This window comes from Streptomyces sirii (assembly GCF_045690365.1).
Lineage (GTDB): Bacteria > Actinomycetota > Actinomycetes > Streptomycetales > Streptomycetaceae > Streptomyces > Streptomyces sirii.
In genome coordinates this window covers 6133015-6151114 of sequence record NZ_CP147982.1, presented here as the reverse complement: position 1 = coordinate 6151114, position 18100 = coordinate 6133015, and the positions used below count along the sequence as shown (strand labels likewise).

Here is an 18100-nt window from a genome sequence, read left to right as displayed (position 1 = left end):
CCTTCACCGGACTTTGCAGCCTTTGCACAATTTGCAGTGTGCGGGGTGACGGGACGCCGAGCGCCCCGTCACCGGGTGCCGTATGCGCAGGTCGGCGCCGTACGGCGGGAGGTACTACGCGAGGCCGAGCCGCTCGGCCGCGGCGTCCGCGTCGATCGGGACCGTGACCGGCTGCGGCGCTCCGGCCACCGCCCAGTCCGGGTCCTTGAGGCCGTTGCCGGTCACCGTGCAGACGATGCGCTGGCCGGGGTCGACCTTGCCCTCCTCGGCGGCCTTGAGCAGGCCGGCGACGGACGCGGCCGAGGCGGGCTCCACGAAGACGCCCTCCTGAGCGGCCAACAGGCGGTAGGCGGCCAGGATTTGACGGTCGGTCACATCGTCGATGAAGCCGCCGGACTCGTCCCGGGCGCGCTCGGCGTTCGCCCACGAGGCGGGGTTGCCGATGCGGATCGCGGTGGCGATGGTGTGCGGGTCCTTGACGACCTCACCGCGCACGATCGGCGCACTGCCGGAGGCCTGGAAGCCCCACATGCGCGGGGTGTGGCTGGCGATGCCGTCCGCCGCGTACTCCTGGTAGCCCTTCCAGTACGCCGTGATGTTGCCGGCGTTGCCGACGGGCAGCACATGGATGTCGGGCGCGTCGTCGAGCATGTCGACGATTTCGAAGGCAGCGGTCTTCTGCCCCTCGATGCGCACCGGGTTGACGGAGTTCACAAGTGCGACCGGGTAGTTGTCGGACAGGCTCCGGGCAAGCGTCAGGCAGTCGTCGAAATTCCCGTCGATCTGCAGGATCTTCGCGCCGTGCACCAGCGCCTGGCCCATCTTGCCGAGCGCGATCTTGCCCTGCGGGACGAGCACCGCGCAGACCATCCCGGCCCGGACCGCGTAGGCGGCGGCCGAGGCGGAGGTGTTGCCGGTGGAGGCGCAGATGACGGCCTTGGCGCCCTCCTCCTTGGCGCGCGTGATGGCCATCGTCATGCCCCGGTCCTTGAAGGAGCCGGTGGGGTTGGCACCCTCGACCTTGAGGTGGACCTCACAGCCCGTGCGCTCGGAGAGCACCTGGGCCGGTACGAGGGGCGTGCCGCCCTCCCGGAGGGTGACGACCTCGGTCGTGTCGCTGACCGGAAGCCGGTCACGGTATTCCTCGATGATTCCGCGCCACTGACGGCTCGCGGTGGAATTGGCAGACATGGGTTCCTTTACTCCCCTTCGACCCGCATGATGCTGGCGACACCGCGGACGGTGTCCAGCTCGCGCAGTGCCCCGACGGTCGACGACAGGGCCGCGTCGGCCGCTCGGTGGGTGACGACGACGAGGGAGGCCTCGCCGTCCTTGCCCTGCTGACGGACCGTATCGATCGATACGCCGTGTTCGGCGAAGACCGTCGCGACCTGCGCAAGAACGCCGGGCTTGTCGGCCACGTCGAGACTGATGTGGTACCTCGTGACGACCTCGCCCATGGGGCTGACCGGCAGCGCGGTGTAGGCGGATTCGCCCGGTCCGGTGGCCCCGGCGAGCTTGTTGCGACAGACCGCGACGAGGTCTCCGAGCACCGCGGAGGCGGTCGGCGAACCGCCCGCACCCGGCCCGTAGAACATCAGCTGACCGGCCGCGTCGGCCTCGACGAAGACCGCGTTGTACGCCTCGCGGACGGAGGCGAGCGGATGGGTCAGCGGAATCATGGCGGGGTGCACCCGCGCGGTGACCGAGCCGCCGTCGGCGGCCCGCTCGCAGATGGCCAGCAGCTTGACCGTGCAGCCCATCCGCTTGGCGGAGGCGATATCGGCCGCGGTGACCTCCGTCAGCCCCTCGCGGTGCACATCGTCGATGGTCACCCGCGTGTGGAAGGCGATACCGGCCAGGATCGCGGCCTTGGCGGCGGCGTCGAAGCCCTCGACGTCGGCGGTCGGGTCGGCCTCGGCGTACCCCAGGGCGGTCGCCTCGTCCAGCGCCTCGCTGTAGCCGGACCCCGTCGAGTCCATCTTGTCGAGGATGAAGTTGGTGGTGCCGTTGACGATGCCGAGGACCCGGTTGACCTTGTCGCCGGCCAGCGACTCGCGCAGCGGCCGCACCAGCGGGATCGCGCCCGCGACGGCGGCCTCGTAGTACAGGTCCGCGCCGTTGGCCTCCGCCGCCGCGTGCAGCGCCGCGCCGTCGGCCGCGACCAGCGCCTTGTTGGCGGACACCACGCTCGCGCCGTGCTCGAAGGCGGTGGTGATCAGCGACCGCGCGGGCTCGATCCCGCCGATGACCTCGATGACCACGTCGATGTCGCCGCGTTTGACCAGCGCGGTCGCGTCGGTGGTGACCAGCTCGGCCGGCACGCCGGCGCGCACCTTGTCCGGCCGGCGCACCGCGATCCCCGCGAGTTCCACGGGCGCGCCGATGCGGGCCGTGAGGTCGTCCGCGTGCGTCGTCATGATGCGCGCCACCTCTGAGCCGACAACACCACAGCCCAGGAGCGCCACCTTCAGCGGACGCGTACGCATCATTCGACCTCTGCTTCTCATCGATTTTCGGCTTGCTCATTCACCGGCAGCCGGCCTGCTCATGCACCAGTCTCACGCACCGGACGGCAGATTCCGCCCGTCGTCCGGATGCCGAGACATTTATTTCATCCGGGGCCGGGCCCCGGCGATCCGGCCCTACCCGACATCCAACCGCAGGAGATCTTCCTCCGTCTCGCGCCGGACGATCACCCTGGCCTCGCCGTCCTTGACCGCCACGACCGGCGGCCGCAGCGCGTGGTTGTAGTTGCTCGCCATGGACCGGCAGTACGCGCCGGTGGCCGGCACCGCGAGCAGGTCACCCGGCGCCACGTCGGCCGGCAGGAAGGCGTCGCGCACGACGATGTCGCCGCTCTCGCAGTGCTTGCCGACCACCCGCGACAGCATCGGCTCGGCGTCGGACGTGCGCGACACCAGGGCCACGCTGTACTCCGCGTCGTACAGGGCGGTGCGGATGTTGTCCGACATCCCGCCGTCCACGGACACATACGTCCGCAGGCCTTCCAGCTCCTTGACCGTGCCGACCTCGTAGAGCGTGAAGGCCGTCGGCCCCACGATCGCGCGACCCGGCTCGACCGACAGCCGCGGCACGCCCAGCCCCGCCGCCGCGCACTCCTTGCGCACGATCTCGCTCAGCGCCTTGGCGATCTCGTGCGGCTCGCGCGGATCGTCGTCCGAGGTGTAGGCGATGCCGAGCCCGCCGCCGAGGTCGATCTCGGGCAGTTCGATGCCGTGCTCGTCGCGCACCTCGGTCAGCAGCTGCACCACGCGGCGGGCGGACACCTCGAATCCCGCCATGTCGAAGATCTGCGAGCCAATGTGGCTGTGGATGCCGATGAGTTCCAGACCGTCGAGCTTCAGCGCGCGGCGGACGGCCTCCGCGGCCTGCCCGCCCGCCAGCGCGATCCCGAACTTCTGGTCCTCGTGGGCGGTCGCGATGAACTCGTGCGTGTGCGCCTCGACACCGACCGTGACCCGGATCTGCACGCGCTGGCGCTTGCCGAGCCGCTCGGCGATATGCGCGACCCGCACCATCTCCTGGAAGGAGTCGAGCACGATCCGCCCGACGCCGGCCTCGACGGCCCGGGTGATCTCCTCGGTGCTCTTGTTGTTGCCGTGCAGCGCGATCCGCTCGGCGGGCATCCCCGCCGCCAGCGCCGTCGCCAGCTCGCCGCCGGAGCAGACGTCGAGGTTGAGCCCCTCCTCGTGCAGCCACCGCACGATGGCCCGGGAGAGGAACGCCTTGCCGGCGTAGAAGACGTCGGCGTCCGGCCCGAAGGCGTCCTTCCAGGCCCGGCAGCGCACCCGGAAGTCGTCCTCGTCCAGGAAGTACGCCGGCGTGCCGAACTCCTCGGCGAGCGCGGCCACGTCCAGCCCGCCGACGGTCACCACACCGTCGGCGTTGCGCCGGACCGTACGGGACCAGACACGCGGGTCAAGGGTGTTGAGATCGGCGGGCGGCCCGGCGTAGTGCCCCTCGGGCAGCACATCGGCGTGCCGGGGCCCTGCGGGATGCGCGGAACGGCTCATGGCGTGGAGATCCCCTCAAAATTCGTTCATCAGAGGTGTTCGGGAGCGGAGATGCCGAGCAGGCGCAGGCCGTTGGCGAGCACCGTTCCGCCGGCCTCGGCAAGGGCCAGGCGGGCACGGTGCACGGCCAAGGGTTTCTCGTCCCCGACGGGCAACGGCGCAAAGGCGTCGTGCCACCGGAAGAAGGCGTCCGCCGTCGCCTCCAGATGCCGCACCACGCGGTCCGGCGCCCGCAGCCGCGCGGCGGTCTCGATGACCGAGGGATAGGTGGCGAGGAGGGTGTGCAGGGACTGCAGGCAGTGGTCGGCGGGCCCGTCCGCGGCGCTGACGGCCGCCGGAGCGCCCACGTCTCCCGGCTCGCCCGTGAACCCCAGCTCGCGCGCGCCGCGCACCAGCGCCCGGGTCCGCGCATGGGCGTACTGCACCCGGAACCGCGGATTGCTCTCCCGCTGCACCAGGCGCTCGGGCACCCGCACCGGATCATGGGCGGCGGGCCGCAGCAGCACCCAGCGGGCCTCGTCGGAACCCAGCCGGCCGATGAGGGCGGCCAGCTCCTCGGGGGCGGCGGTCCGCGCATCGCCGTCGACGCGGCCGGCCGGACCCTGCGGCCGGCGTCCCGCCGCCACCTCGATCCGCGCCAGCGCCTCGGCCACCACGACCTCGCGCGCACCGGAGCCGGCCGCGAGGTCCTCACGTGCGCCGGAGCCGACCGCAGGACCGGTGTCGCAAACGCCGGCGACCGGACCGTCCCCCGCACCGCGGTCCCCGTACCGCTCCCTCTGCGCCAGCACGTCCCGGACGAGCGCGGCCTGCGCCCCCTCGCCCAGCGTGAAGTTCAAAAAGCCCGGCCCGGCGATCTCGACCCGGGCGATTCCGGCGCTCCCGGCCAGCCGCTTCTGCAGAATCTCGGCGACCTCCCGGGCCGGCCGCCCCGCCGGTTTGGCGAGCTGCAGCGCGACGTTGGAGGCGTAGTCCCCACATCCCGGCCGCGGCGGCGGCTGCACAACGATCCGCGCCGGCACGGGCACGGAGAGCTCCTGCTCCTCCACGGCACCGCGCACGGAGCGCAGGACGGTACGGGAGAGCTCAGCAGGGGTCACGGGACAAGCGTATGGGAGAACAGGGGCATCCACGCGACCCGGTTTCGCCTTGTGGACACTCTGCGGGCCACCTGGCCCCGCCCACCGGGCGTACGGGGCTCAGCCGGGCAATGGCTCGGGCTCACCAGGGCCCAGCCCGGGCATGAGCGGGCTCACCCAGGCCCGATCGGTCCTAGCCGCGCCTAGCCACCGGGGCAGACCACCGGCCCCGATTCGCCGCCGCCCGCATCCACCATCCCCACCCGGCCCCGATCGCTCTCCCCGTCCTCGCCCCCGCCGCTGTCGTCCTTGCCCACCCCGCCCTCGGGCCCGCGCTCCCGCTGCCGGCCCTCGCGAACCAGCTTCCCCACGGTCCGCACCAGCTCGGTCGGCTCGAACGGCTTGGCCAGAAAGGCGTCCACCCCGACCGACTCACCGTTGTTCACCTCGCCCAGCGTGCACGCGCTGACGATGGCGATCGGGATGTCCCATGTCCGGGGATCGGAGCGCAGCTGCGCCGCGGTACGCAGACCGTTGAGCCGCGGCATCACCACGTCGAGGGTCACGACATCGGGTCTTACGTGGTGCACGACGTCCAGACATTCGGCACCATCAGCCGCGGTCACGACCTCGAAGCCCTCCAGCTCGAGATTGACCCTGATCAACTGCCGGATCACCTTGTTGTCGTCGACAACCAGGATCCGACCGGACAAGCCAGGCACAACCATGAGACTAGGGGCCCACCTGCGGCACCGTCCCGGTTTTGCCCACTTCCGCCCCCATGCGAGGGACCTTTCCCCGACCCCCACCGACACGCCCCGCACATGCGCTAGGGCCCCACCCAACGGACGGCCCGTACCCCTCCCCCGCCTCCCGCAAATCCTGTTCATGAACACCCCATCAGAGCTGGTAGGGTTCTACCCGTCGCCGCACGAACAGCGGCAACGCCCCCGTAGCTCAGGGGATAGAGCAACGGCCTCCGGAGCCGTGTGCGCAGGTTCGAATCCTGCCGGGGGCACTCGCCACATCACCTACGAAAATTCGTATGTGGTCAGGGCGGATGCCGACAGAAGAGGGCGGGAGTCAGTCTCACTGACTCCCGCCCTCTTTCGTTTTCCGGTCGAACAAGAGGATCGGCTGCTGGGGTTTTCCCGACTGGCGATTAATGGGGCGGGATTCCCAGACCATTTACACGAGAGCCATTCGATAACAGGTCGAATTACCACCTGCCACCCCTTAAGCAGGAGAAATACCACTTCTTCGAGGCTGAAATCGAGCCGGTGGGAGTCAGTCGTAAGCCTGCATCACGGATGACCTCGACATCCTGCGCCTTGACCCTGGTGAGCGCTGTCGGCTGAAGGGAGAAGCGGGTGCCCTTGCCCTCCCAGGTCGATGCGCGAACGCAAGAGACGAGAAATGGCCACATCGATTTCAGGCTGCCGTTGGAGTTCGGCAAAGTTGTAGACGCTGGTGTCGATATAGCCCGCGTAGCGATGGTGGTGAATGGGCTCTGGCGAGTCGTGGGAAGGTGCTCAGCCGTCGATTTCCGTCAGCCGCCTTTCCAGGCGGGAGCGTAGGGATTCGGCTCGGGGGTCGGTGTACGGCGTCAGGTGGGTCAGGGACTCGGCCCAGTGGGCGCGGGCTGCGTCGGGGGCTTGTGGGTGGAGGGTGGCGGCCAGGTGGTCGAGCTCCACGGCGAGTTCCCACTCGGCCCGGAGGTCGCGGTGGACAGCTGCGGCCTGGCGGTGGAAGGCGGCGGCCTCGCCGTGGCGGTCCATAGCGGCGTATGTCCGTCCCGTGCCGCGCCAGGCCAGGGCTTCGCGGCTGCGGTCTCCAAGGCGCCGGTGGAGCATGGCCGATCGCCGGTAGGAGGCCAGAGCATCACCATGCTGCCCGTCGACGCGCTGGATGTCGCCGAGGCTGAGCAGCCAGAAGCCCTCCAGACCGCGATTGCGCAGGCTCAGCGCGATCTTGAGGGCCTCGTCGATGGCTTCACGGGCCGCCTCGATCTCGCCTCGCTCGCGATGGAGTTCCGCCGTGAGCCATAGGGCGTTGCCGACGCTCTGCCGGCTGTCCAGGGCACGGTGAGCGGCTAGGGCGGCTTGGATCGCGGCTTCCGCTTCCCGGAGGCATCCTGCTTCCAGGTGGGCTCCGGCCAAGTTGGACAGGGCGGAGGCGGCCCAGCGGTCGCCGCTCACTTCGCGGAAGATGCCGATGGACTGTGCGAAGTGTGCGGCGGCAGCTTCGAGTCGGCGAGTGCGCAGATGGATGAGGCCCAAGAGGTTGAGGGCGTGCGCCTCCTCCGTACGGTTCCCGGCAGTGCGGGCAAGAGTGAGGGCGCGGCCCAAGTAGTCGGCCGCCTGGTCGAGTTGGTCAACCGATCGGTGGGACATGCCGAGCTGGTTGAGCAGCAGGAGCTGCCCGTTCGTGTCGTTCATGTGCTCGGCGGAGGCCAGGCCGGCGGGCGCGAAGTCGAGCCAGTCCGCAAATGCGGCGGAAGCGGACAGCGCGCTCCACAGGGTGGCGGTCAGTTGCCAGGCGTGCTGGTGCAGACCGGCCGCGGCGGCGGCTCGTACGAGGTGCGTACGGCGTCAGCGGCTCCTCGACGACGCGCACGCGGTGGAACGACGAACCGCGGGCCTCTTCGTCCGCCTGGATGCCGCGCAGGGTGTCGCGGCCCTCCTCGAACAGGCGCAGCGCCGTGGCCCAGTCACCGCGTCGCAGTGCGTCGCGGGACGGACTGCCCACCTCCTCGAAGTGTTGCAACCGTTCGAGTTTCCATGAGGTGCCGTTGCGGATGGCGGCGTCCCGGGCGCGGAAATCGCGGAGATACTCCTCGTTGGCGAGTCGTTGGCCACGAGTCGCGGGGAGTGCCGGAATGTGAACGTCAGACATCGGGGATGTCCGGCTTCGCGGCGGTGAGCATGTTTCCGGGGATGACGACGAGTCGTTCGTCAGAGCCGATTGTCACGCCTTCGGGCAGGCGCGGACTGTAGTGGTCGGTCATATCGCGGCCTATGACGGCGATATCGCCGTTGCTGAGCTGCCAGATGTCCGGGCACTGTTCCCTACCCTGGGAATTGCCCAGTTCTTCCGCCGACTTCCCCAGGCGTCTGACGAATAACGCCGACGGGTCGGATTCCCAGGCTCGGGCCACGTCGTGCCACCTCCAGGTTCCCGCTGTAACGGAATGCCACCGGAACGATACCGTGCGAGACGGGGGGTGGGGAGTCCGTATTCGCGCCGTCCGCGGACGGACAGCCGGGGGCGGGGGAGGATGCGCAGCCCCGGCCGCCCGGAGCGCGACTGTGGTCCCGGGCCGGTCCGGCCCGGGTTGCGGGGGTGGGCCCGGGAGCGTCAGCCGTCCAGGCGGACCGGGAGGGACTCGATGCCGTAGACGATCGACAGCTTGCGGAAGGCCAGGTCCTCCGGCTTGGCGACGAGGCGCATGTGCGGGAAGCGGCGGACCAGGGCGGGGTAGGCGGCGCGGAGTTCCATCCGGGCGAGTTCGGCGCCCACGCAGCGGTGGATTCCGTAGCCGAAGGCCAGATGGGACGGGACGTTGCGCGAGGGGTCGAACTGCTCCATGTCCGGACCCAGTTTGCCGTCCCGGTCGGCGCCGCTCAGGGAGCACAGCACCACGTCCCCCGCGGCGATCTGCACACCGCCGATCTCCAGGTCCTCGCGGGCGAAGCGCGGGAAGGCGACCTGCACGACGGTCAGGTAGCGCAGCAACTCCTCGACATAGCGGTCGACGACCTCATCGCCGTCATGGAGGGCCGCGAAGTGCTTCGGGTCCTGGAGGAGGACCAGGGCGCCGAGCGCCAGCATGCTGGCGGTGGTCTCGAAGCCCCCGGTCAGTACGCCGTCGGCCAGGCCCGCCAGCTCCTCGTCGCTGACCGAGTCGCCGTGCTCCTTGACAATCATGCCCAGCAGGCCGTCACCCGGATTCTCCCGCTGCTTCTTGACGATGTCCCGGAAATAGGAGAGCGATTCGGATATGGCGCCGAAGGACGCGTTCGCACCGCTGAAAAGGTCGAAGCGGGCGGCGCTGAGGCGTTCGAAGTCGTCGCGGTCCTCGTAGGGGACGCCGAGGAGTTCGCAAATGACGAGGGAGGGGATGGGCAGGGCGAAAGAGTGGACGATGTCGACCGGGTCGCCGTTTTTACCCGCCTCTTCCATGGCGTCGAGGCGCTCCTCGACGATCTCGTGGATGCGCGGTGTGAGCCGGCCGAGGCGGCGCATGGTGAATTCGGGGGTCAGGAGCCGGCGGAGCCGGGTGTGCACCGGCGGGTCGGCGAATCCGAGGCCGCCGGGGTTCTGTTCGGCGCCGGCACCGGCCTTGCCGACGAGGTTGGTGAAGTCCGAGCTGAAGGCATTGGCCTTTCCCAGCACCGCCTTGACCTCGTCGTATCCGGTGACCAGCCAGACGTTGGCGGCTATCGGCACCGGAAGCTTGCTGATCGGCTCCTGCTCCCGGACAGCCGCCAAATCACCCACGGGGTCGAGCCCCTCGCGACGCAAGGGCATCAGGACAGACTCGGGCAAGAAAGACATTCGAGACAGGTCGAAGCCTTTCTTCTGTGTTCTCGCCAGATACATACGGCCGGCCCAGGCGATGATCCGGGAACGGAGAGTCGTCATGACGCTCATACTGCCTTTCGTCGAGGGGGACGGTCACCCGCACTCGGCGCCCCAAGGCGGCCGGGACAGCACGGGACCCACTCGGCGCGGACGGGTGTGTCGTACGCCATAGCCCCTCGCTTGCGGTGGTCATGGCGCGGGTCCATGCCATCAACCGGTGCCTTAGGTCGTCCGCATCAGCGTGACGAGTTCGGCCTTCTTCTATTCGGTCGGGAAGAGTTTACAAACTGCCATTGGCCGCGTTCACGGAACAACCCGGGTCGCCCCTGGGAGACCCCTGAGTCGACCCTGATTCCCCCCTTGGGTATGCCCGCCGCGGGGCGGGCGGCGGGGCGGGACGCGCCGGTTGCGAGCAGTGATCGCCGCTCGCGTGCGGCGGGCGCAGGCGCGGGGGCGAGTGCGGGGGCAAGTGCGAGAGCAGGTGTACGTGCCGGACGGCGCTCCCGACGGTGGAGCGGACGGCGATCCGGACCGCGACCCGGCCGTCGGACCGGGCCGCCGTTCCCGCGTTCAGCGCGGCGGGAGAGAGGTGGCGGGAGGGAGTTATGTGAGGGCTGAACAACACCTCCGACAGCCCGACGCACACCGGCCCGGACCCGTCAACCGGGCGTTCGTAGGGGCGGGTTGGCGCCGGGGACGAGGGTGCTACCCCCGAGTGCGACTGCTACGTACCGTGACAAGTTGCGGACCCTTCGGAGCCTCTTTAGCGTGAGATGAGTGCGAGGTAGGCGACAGGACGCGGCGCGCGACAGCGGTCCGCAGGTGCCGATCCGTCCGTCCCGTTGACGCCCGGTAAACCCCACTCGTTTTCGACTCCCCCTTTTCGCAGGACTCTCCCTTTCGCAGGAGGAAGCGCATGTTTCCGAAGCGCATGATTTTGCGGTCGAAGTCCGGCAGCTTCGCTCTGTGTGCCCTTTCCGGGGCGCTGGCCGCCGCCCTGACGGCAGGACCGGCACTGGCGGCGGGCGCCGACGGGGGTGACGGCGAGGACTCCACCCTCCCCATGCGCATGGGCCGGGTCGTCGCCAAGCAAGGCCTCGTGGTGCGTACCGGCCCGAGCACCCATTACCGCGTCATCGGCTCGAAACGGTACGGGTCGGTGGTGGAGATCGCCTGCCGGGTCAACGGGCAGCGCGTCAAGGGCAACCCCGTCTGGTACAAGCTCGGCGACCACTCGTATGCCTGGTCCTCGGAGCGCGACATCGTGCATGACGGGGACGAGCCCCGCTGGTGCTGAAGCGGGGCGGCCCGACGCCGACGCCCCGAACGCCGTATCCGGCATAACGGAAATAGCGGCCGCCGCTTGCTACGTTGCCAGACATGACGGCAACGGCAAGGGCGGCCGCCACCGCGCGCCCGGCGGACACTCCCCCACCCTTGCCGCCACCGCCCGGCCGGCGGGGAATCGAACTGGCCCTCCTCGTAGGCGCCGTGCTGATCAGCGTCTGCGGCTACCTCGCGGTGGGGCTGGCCAAGGGGCACGCCCTCCCGGGCGGTGCGCTCCGCTACGGCGCCGGGCTCGGCGGTCTCGCGCTGCTCGCGCACCTCGCGGTACGCCTGCGCGCCCCGTACGCCGACCCGCTGCTGCTGCCCACCGCCGTGCTCCTCAACGGGCTCGGGCTGGTGCTGATCTTCCGGCTCGATCTGGACACCCCGGCCGACCACGCCGCGCCCACCCAGCTGATGTGGTCGACGGTGGGAGTCCTGTTGTTCATGGCGGTGGTGGTGTTGCTGCGCGACCACCGCACGCTGCAGCGCTACGCCTACCACTGCGCGGCGCTGGCACTGCTCCTGATGGTCGCGCCGATCGCGTTTCCCGCCGTCAACGGGGCGAAGATCTGGATCCGGGTCGACGGATTCTCGATTCAGCCCGGCGAGTTCGCGAAGGTGCTGATCACGGTCTTCTTCGCGGCCTATCTCGCCGCCAACCGCGGTGCGCTGGCGCGCGCCGGCCAACGGGTGGCCAGGCTCCAGCTTCCCGCCGGCCGGGTGCTCGGGCCGATCGTCGCGATCTGGCTGATCAGCGTGGCCGTGCTGGTCCTGGAGCGCGATCTGGGCACCTCGCTGCTGTTCTTCGGGATCTTCGTGGTGCTGCTGTACGTGGCGACCGGGCGGACCGGCTGGATCGCGGTGGGGCTGCTGCTGGCCGGGATCGGGGCCGCCGCCGTCGGCACGCTGGAGCCGCATGTGCACGGCCGGGTCGAGGACTGGCAGCACCCGTTCGCCGGTATCGCGGCGGGCGAGGGGCCCGGGCAGCTCGCCCAGTCGCTCTTCGCCTTCGCCGCGGGCGGGGTGCTCGGCACGGGACTGGGCCAGGGCCACTCGTCCCTGATCGGCTTCGCCATGAAGTCCGACTTCATCCTCGCGACCTTCGGCGAGGAGCTGGGGCTGGCCGGGCTCACCACTCTGTTCCTGCTGTACGCCCTGGTGGTGGCGTGCGGCTACCGGGCCGCGCTGGGGCTGGGCGACGCGTTCGGCAGCCTGCTGGCCGTCGGGCTCGCGGCGCTGCCGGCCCTGCAGGTGTTCGTCATCGCGGGCGGGGTGATGGGGCTGATCCCGCTGACCGGGATGGCCATGCCGTTCCTCGCACAGGGCGGGTCGTCCGTCGTCACGAACTGGATCATCGTCGCGCTGCTGCTGCGGATCAGCGACCGGGCGCGGGCGCCCCGGCCGGAGGGGAGCGAGGTGGCGGGCGGCAGCGGGAACTGGGAGGCCGTCCGTTGAACCGCTGCATCCGGCACACCGCCGCGTTCTGCCTGCTGCTCCTGGTCGCCCTGCTGGTCAACGCCGCACGGGTGCAGATCGTCGAGGCGGAGCACTACGGCGCCAGCCCGGCCAACCGGCGGGTCCCGATCGCCCGTTACGAGGAGCCGCGCGGTGAACTGCTCGTCGACGGCAGTCCCGTCACCGGGTCCCGGGACAGCAGGGGTCGGCTGCGCTACGAGCGCACCTACACCGACGGCCCGCTCTACGCCCCGGTCACCGGCTACTCCTCGCAGACCTACGGGACCTCGCTGCTGGAGCGGGCCGAGGACGGCATCCTCTCCGGCGCCGACGCACGGCTCGCCGCCTTTCCCTGGTGGGACCAGCTGACCCGCGCCCGCCACCGGGGCGGCGATGTGCACACCACCATCAACCCCCGGATGCAACGCGCCGCGTACGCCGGGCTGGGCGGCAAGAAGGGCGCGGTGGCCGCGATCGAACCGCGTACGGGGCGGATCCTGGCGCTGGTCAGTACGCCGTCGTACGAGCCGGGTGAGCTGTCCGGCAACGGCGCGCCGGTCGGCGACGCCTGGCGCCGGCTGAACGCCGCCGCCGAGCGGCCGATGCTCAACCGGGCGCTGCAGCAGACCTACCCGCCCGGCTCCACCTTCAAGGTCGTCACCGCGGCGGCCGCGCTGGAGAGCGGCCTGGTCACCGACATCGACGCCCCTACGGACTCCCCCGACCCCTATCCGCTGCCCGGCAGCTCCACCCTGCTCGGCAACGCCGCCGAGGGCTGCGAGGACGCCCCCCTCACCTACGCCTTCCGGGCCTCGTGCAACACCGTCTTCGCGCGGCTGGGGAACGCGGTCGGGCTGCGCGGCATGGCGGCGACGGCCCACCGGTTCGGCTTCAACGACCGGCGGCTGCGCATCCCCTCGCCGGTCGCGCCGAGCACCTTCGACACGCGGATGGATCCCGCACAGGTCGCGCTCTCCGCCATCGGGCAGTACGACACCGCCGCCACCCCGCTCCAGATGGCGATGGTCGCGGCGGTGGTCGCCAACGGGGGGCAGCTGACGCCCCCGTACCTCGTCGACAAGGTGACCGACCCCGGCGGTGTCATGATCGCGGCCGGTTCGCAGCGGCCCACCCGCCAGGTGGTCGGCCCGGCCACCGCGCAGCAGCTCCAGGAGATGATGATCGACGTCGTCGAGCACGGCAGCGGCCGGCAGGCCGCCGTCGACGGCCTGACGGTCGGCGGCAAGACGGGCACCGCCCAGCACGGTGCGCACAACGCGGGCACGCCGTATGCCTGGTTCATCTCCTGGGCGCGCGAGCGGGACAGCTACGAGCCGACGGTGGCGGTGGCGGTGGTCGTCGAGGACGCGGCCGCCGATCGCGCGGACATCAGCGGCGGGGGGAGCGCGGCACCGATCGCCCGGGCGGTGATGGCGGCGGCGCGATGAGGTACGGCACGGGCTCGGGGCGGCCGCGGTGCGATGAGGTACGGACCCGGCTACGGCGCGACCGCCGTACCCGCGTCACAATGGCCGTATGGCCGACGCTCCCCCGCCCACCTCCTCCGCCGCCGCACCGGACCCCGCCGAGCCGCTGTCCCTGGCCGAAGTGGAGGCGCTGGCCCGGCGGGCGCACTCGGGGCAGACCGACAAGGCCGGGCGCCCGTACACCGAGCATCTGGCGGCGGTCGCGGCGGGCGTGCGGGCACGGGGCGGCAGCGACGAGCAGATCGCCGCGGCCTGGCTGCACGACGCGGTCGAGGACGGTGCGCTGAGCCGGGAGTGGCTGGCCGGCGCGGCGCTCGGCGCGGCGACCAAGGCGATGGTGCTGGCGGTCACCAAGCGGGCGGGTGAGCCGGTCGAGGCCTACACCGCGCGGATTCTGGCCACGCCCGGCGCGCTGCTGGTCAAGGAGTCCGATCTCGCGCACAACGCCGATCCGGCCCGGCTGGCCGTACTGGACGCACCGACGCGGGAGCGGCTGACGGCGAAGTACGCGCGGGTACGGGGCCTGTTGGGACTTCGCTGAGCCCGCCCTCCCCCGGGCCGCGGGTCCGCACAGCGGACGGCCGCCCGGAAGCCCACCGTCGGTACCGTCGAGGTGCTCGGCCACCGGCTCGGCTCGGTGGACGTCCGCGAGCTGCTCGCCGAACTCGACTGCAAGGAGCGGGCGGACCGCCCCTACGGGGTGCGCTCGGGCGGCCAGCGGGCCAGGCCGGAAACCGGGGCGTCGGGACGGAGGCGGAGCGCAGGAGGGTCGCGCCCCGGCCCCGGCCGGTCAGTCCTCCGCCTCTCCCCGCGCGATCGCCTCCGCGACCTCCGCCGTGCGGGCCGCCTCCTCGGCGGCGAAGCGTTCCGCGTCCAGTTTGTCGGCGAGTTCCTCATCCTGGGCCATCAGCAGGTCGAGGTTGGCGTCGCCCAGGTCGAAGACGCCCAGGTCCACATAGGCGCGCTGGAGGCGTTCGCCCCACAGTCCGATGTCCTTCACGCAGGGCACGATGCGGCTGAAGAGCAGCTTCCGGAAGAGGTGCAGGAATTCGGAGCGCTCGGTGAATTCCGCGGCCTCCTTGGGGGGAATGCCGAAGTTCGCGAGGACTTCCAGGCCACGCAGCCGGTCGCGCATCAAATAGCAGCCCTCGATGACGAATTCCTCGCGTTCGCGGAGTTCGGCGTCGGTGAGCTGCTTGTAGTAGTCGCGCAGGGCCATCCGGCCGAAGGCGACATGGCGGGCCTCGTCCTGCATGACGTAGGCGAGGATCTGCTTCGGCAGCGGCTTGTCGGTGGTGTCGCGGATCATTCCGAAGGCGGCCAGCGCGAGGCCCTCGATCAGCACCTGCATGCCGAGGTACGGCATGTCCCAGCGGGAGTCCTTGAGGGTGTCGGCGAGCAGCGTCTGGAGGCTGTCGTTGACCGGGTAGAGCATCCCGATCTTCTCCTGGAGGAAGCGGCTGTAGATCTCGGCGTGCCGTGCCTCGTCCATGGTCTGGGTGGCGGAGTAGAACTTCGCGTCGAGGTCCGGGACGGATTCCACGATCCGCGCCGCGCAGACCATGGCGCCCTGCTCACCGTGCAGAAACTGGCTGAACTGCCAGGCGGTGTAGTGCCGGCGCAGCTCGCCCCGGTCCTTCTCGGTCATTTTGCCCCAGTACTTGGTGCCGTACAGGGACATGGACTCATCGGGCGTACCGAGCGGATCCTTGGGGTCCACTTCCAGGTCCCAGTCGATCCGCAGCGTGGCGTCCCACTGCTTGTCCTTGCCCTTCTGGTACAGCGCGAGCAGCCGGTCGCGACCCTCGTCGTACTCCCAGCTGAAGCGGGCCGCACCGGAGGCGGGCACCTGCCACAGCGGGTCGCCGGGGTCCTGCACATAGAGCTCTCGGGTCGACACGGACGCCTCCTCGGCTCGCCAAACGCCTTGCCCTGGACGATGGTTGGCAGGCTCACACGTTTCTTACTCGCGGGTCAATAACTCGCGCACGGGGGATTGACGAGCTTACTGACAAGCAGTCTCATAAGAGCTGACCGCCGGTAACCCACTAGCGAGGTAGCCAGATGACGAGCGCGCCCACCGCCATGACCGTGACGGACACCGAAGTCCTGCGGGACGCCCTCGGCCTGCTCAAGGACCGGGAACAGGTCGCCGAGCGGCTGCTCGACTCCTCCGCCAAGCACTCCTTCGACCCCGACACCGAACTCGACTGGGAGGCTCCGCTCGAAGAGGGCAAGTGGTTCTGGCCGCCGGAGCTGGTCTCGCTCTACGACACCCCGCTGTGGCAGAAGATGTCGCTGGAGCAGCGGCAGGACCTCTCCCGGCACGAGGCCGCCTCACTCGCCTCGTTGGGCATCTGGTTCGAGATCATCCTGATGCAGCTGCTCGTGCGGCACATCTACGACAAGCCGGTCACCAGCGCACATGTCCGCTACGCGCTCACCGAGATCGCCGACGAGTGCCGGCACTCCAAGATGTTCGCCCGCATGATCCAGCGGGGCGGCGCGCCCACGTACCCCGTCTCGCGCCTCAACCACAACCTCGCCCGGATCCTCAAGACGGTCTCCACCACCCCGGGCTCGTTCGCCTGCACCCTGCTCGGCGAGGAGATCCTGGACTGGATGCAGCGGCTGACCTTCCCCGACGAGCGGGTGCAGACCCTCGTGCGCGGGGTGACCCGGATCCATGTCGTCGAAGAGGCCCGCCACGTCCGCTACGCACGCGAGGAGCTGCGCCGCCAGATGGTCACCGCGCCGCGCTGGGAGCGGGAGTTGACCCGGATCAGCTCCGGCGAGGCGGCCCGGGTCTTCTCCGTCGCCTTCGTCAACCCGGACGTCTACGCCAATGTCGGGCTGGACAAGCGGGAGGCCGTCGCCCAGGTGAAGGCCAGCGGCCACCGCCGCGAGGTGATGCAGTCCGGGGCCCGGCGGCTGACCGACTTCCTCGACGAGATCGGTGTGCTGCGCGGTGTGGGCCGCAGGTTGTGGCGCAGCTCGGGGCTGCTGGCCTGAAGCGCTCGGCATGCCCCGTCCGCGACCCGAGCACCTGTACGAGCCGACATCCGGGCCGGTTACGCTGCTGTTCATGAACGGCAGCGGCACCGCCCCAGCAGTACCCCGACCCGCCTATCGCAGGCTCAGCGTCGAGCAGCGCCGCAGCCAACTGCTCGCCGCCGCGCTCGGGCTGTTCGCCCAGCGCGCGCCCGAGGACGTCTCGTTGGACGATGTCGCCACCGCCGCCGAGGTCTCCCGACCGCTGGTCTACCGCTACTTCCCCGGTGGCAAGCAGCAGTTGTACGAGGCCGCGCTGCGCAGCGCCGCCGACATCCTGGAGCGCTGCTTCGCCGAGCCCGAGACCGGCCCGCTCACCCGGCGGCTGTCGCGTGCGCTCGACCGCTATCTGGCGTTCGTCGACGAGCACGACGCCGGCTTCAGCGCGCTGCTCCAGGGCGGCAGCGTCGTGGAGACCTCCCGCACGTCCGCGATCGTGGACGAGGTACGGCGCGCCGCGGCCGACCAGATCCTGCGGCATCTGGGCGAGCCGGAGCCGGGCGTCCGGCTGCGGATGACCGTGCGGATGTGGATCACCGCCGTCGAGGGCGCCTCGCTGATCTGGCTCGACGAGGACAAGCAGCCCGCCCTCGACGAGCTGCGGGACTGGCTGGTGGACCACTTCATCGCGTTGCTGACCGCGACCGCGGCCCGCGATCCGCAGACCGCGCGGGTGACCCGGGCGGCGCTGAAGCTGGAGACCGCCGACGGCCCGGTCGGCGATCTGTCCCGGCGCATCCTGCCCGTCGTCAGCGACGCCGCGCACCTACTGTGACCAGCGGCTGCGATCCGGTGGTGAAAGACTGAGGGCGTGCGAAGCGAGAACACGCCCTTCGTCGGCGGCCCCCTGGACGGCCGGGTGCTGCCGGTGCTGGTCGGCATGACCGGCCAGCCGCCGAAGACCTATGAGATCCCGGTGCCCAACGACGACGGGCGGCCGCCGACGCTGCACGTCTACCGGCGCGTTCCGGCCCGCGTGAGCCGCCTGGGCCTGCCGAGCGGCTGGAAGTACGAGTACGTCCCGGAGGAGCAGCGGGAGGTCCAGGGCCGCCGGAAGTGGCCCTGGACCAAGTGACCC

General features: G+C 70.5%; 17 protein-coding genes, 1 tRNA gene and 1 pseudogene. 9 read left to right on the top strand and 10 right to left on the bottom strand.

The window, feature by feature from the left end:
• Positions 1–114 precede the first annotated feature (114 nt).
• From thrC to WAB15_RS27825, 5 genes are all read right to left on the bottom strand, one after another.
• Positions 115–1191 carry a threonine synthase gene (gene thrC, locus WAB15_RS27845; RefSeq protein ID WP_399149560.1) on the bottom strand — a complete coding sequence of 359 codons (1077 nt, stop codon included), beginning with the start codon at positions 1189–1191 and terminating at the stop codon, positions 115–117.
• A gap of 8 nt (positions 1192–1199) precedes the next feature.
• On the bottom strand, positions 1200–2492 hold the full coding sequence (locus tag WAB15_RS27840) for a homoserine dehydrogenase (RefSeq protein ID WP_393493354.1): 1293 nt from the start codon (positions 2490–2492) through the stop codon (positions 1200–1202).
• Between the two features lie 153 nt (positions 2493–2645).
• Positions 2646–4037, bottom strand: coding sequence for a diaminopimelate decarboxylase (gene lysA, locus WAB15_RS27835; protein WP_399149559.1), 1392 nt, complete (start codon positions 4035–4037; stop codon positions 2646–2648).
• Positions 4038–4066: 29 nt separating this feature from the next.
• Entirely contained in the window at positions 4067–5137 is a 1071-nt protein-coding gene (nrtL, locus tag WAB15_RS27830) for an ArgS-related anticodon-binding protein NrtL (protein ID WP_407287914.1), read from the bottom strand.
• Positions 5138–5319: 182 nt separating this feature from the next.
• The gene (locus WAB15_RS27825; protein ID WP_399149557.1) at positions 5320–5844 is read right to left on the bottom strand and encodes a PleD family two-component system response regulator; all 525 of its coding nucleotides are present in this window, start codon (positions 5842–5844) and stop codon (positions 5320–5322) included.
• 218 nt (positions 5845–6062) lie between these two features.
• On the opposite strand from WAB15_RS27825, the gene WAB15_RS27820 reads away from it, so the two are divergent.
• A tRNA-Arg gene (locus WAB15_RS27820) sits at positions 6063–6134 on the top strand.
• 514 nt (positions 6135–6648) lie between these two features.
• Here WAB15_RS27820 and WAB15_RS27815 read toward each other — a convergent pair.
• The 4 genes from WAB15_RS27815 to WAB15_RS27800 form a co-directional block, all read right to left on the bottom strand.
• The gene (locus WAB15_RS27815) at positions 6649–7554 is read right to left on the bottom strand and encodes a tetratricopeptide repeat protein (protein WP_407287913.1); all 906 of its coding nucleotides are present in this window, start codon (positions 7552–7554) and stop codon (positions 6649–6651) included.
• Positions 7490–8011 carry a DUF6879 family protein gene (locus tag WAB15_RS27810; RefSeq protein WP_407287912.1) on the bottom strand — a complete coding sequence of 174 codons (522 nt, stop codon included), beginning with the start codon at positions 8009–8011 and terminating at the stop codon, positions 7490–7492. Before WAB15_RS27810 ends, WAB15_RS27815 begins: the two co-directional genes overlap by 65 nt.
• On the bottom strand, positions 8004–8273 hold the full coding sequence (locus tag WAB15_RS27805) for a hypothetical protein (protein ID WP_399149554.1): 270 nt from the start codon (positions 8271–8273) through the stop codon (positions 8004–8006). The genes WAB15_RS27810 and WAB15_RS27805 overlap by 8 nt, the downstream gene beginning before the upstream one ends.
• A 200-nt stretch (positions 8274–8473) precedes the next feature.
• Entirely contained in the window at positions 8474–9769 is a 1296-nt protein-coding gene (locus WAB15_RS27800) for a cytochrome P450 (protein WP_407287911.1), read from the bottom strand.
• Positions 9770–10616: 847 nt separating this feature from the next.
• On the opposite strand from WAB15_RS27800, the gene WAB15_RS27795 reads away from it, so the two are divergent.
• From WAB15_RS27795 to WAB15_RS27775, 5 genes and pseudogenes are all read left to right on the top strand, one after another.
• Entirely contained in the window at positions 10617–10997 is a 381-nt protein-coding gene (locus tag WAB15_RS27795) for an SH3 domain-containing protein (RefSeq protein ID WP_399149552.1), read from the top strand.
• Between the two features lie 83 nt (positions 10998–11080).
• Positions 11081–12484: an FtsW/RodA/SpoVE family cell cycle protein gene (locus tag WAB15_RS27790; RefSeq protein ID WP_407287910.1), complete on the top strand. Its 1404-nt coding sequence runs from the start codon at positions 11081–11083 to the stop codon at positions 12482–12484.
• The gene (locus WAB15_RS27785; protein WP_407287909.1) at positions 12481–13932 is read left to right on the top strand and encodes a penicillin-binding transpeptidase domain-containing protein; all 1452 of its coding nucleotides are present in this window, start codon (positions 12481–12483) and stop codon (positions 13930–13932) included. The genes WAB15_RS27790 and WAB15_RS27785 overlap by 4 nt, the downstream gene beginning before the upstream one ends.
• 88 nt (positions 13933–14020) lie before the next feature.
• Positions 14021–14512: an HD domain-containing protein gene (locus WAB15_RS27780; RefSeq protein ID WP_399149549.1), complete on the top strand. Its 492-nt coding sequence runs from the start codon at positions 14021–14023 to the stop codon at positions 14510–14512.
• A gap of 51 nt (positions 14513–14563) precedes the next feature.
• Positions 14564–14698, top strand: a pseudogene (locus WAB15_RS27775) (ABC transporter ATP-binding protein); the annotation flags it as partial.
• A 63-nt stretch (positions 14699–14761) separates the two neighbouring features.
• Here the strand turns inward: WAB15_RS27775 and WAB15_RS27770 are convergent.
• Complete coding sequence (locus WAB15_RS27770; RefSeq protein WP_407287908.1) at positions 14762–15871, bottom strand: ferritin-like domain-containing protein; 1110 nt, start codon at positions 15869–15871, stop codon at positions 14762–14764.
• A gap of 164 nt (positions 15872–16035) precedes the next feature.
• Here WAB15_RS27770 and WAB15_RS27765 point away from each other — a divergent pair, with 164 nt between their 5' ends.
• The 3 genes from WAB15_RS27765 (at position 16036) to WAB15_RS27755 (ending at position 18097) form a co-directional block, all read left to right on the top strand.
• Positions 16036–16983 carry a diiron oxygenase gene (locus WAB15_RS27765; RefSeq protein ID WP_399149547.1) on the top strand — a complete coding sequence of 316 codons (948 nt, stop codon included), beginning with the start codon at positions 16036–16038 and terminating at the stop codon, positions 16981–16983.
• A 73-nt stretch (positions 16984–17056) separates the two neighbouring features.
• A complete protein-coding gene (locus WAB15_RS27760) occupies positions 17057–17797 on the top strand; it encodes a TetR/AcrR family transcriptional regulator (RefSeq protein WP_399149546.1) in 741 nt (246 codons plus the stop codon).
• A gap of 36 nt (positions 17798–17833) precedes the next feature.
• A complete protein-coding gene (locus WAB15_RS27755; RefSeq protein WP_393493394.1) occupies positions 17834–18097 on the top strand; it encodes a hypothetical protein in 264 nt (87 codons plus the stop codon).
• The last annotated feature ends 3 nt before the right edge of the window (positions 18098–18100 follow it).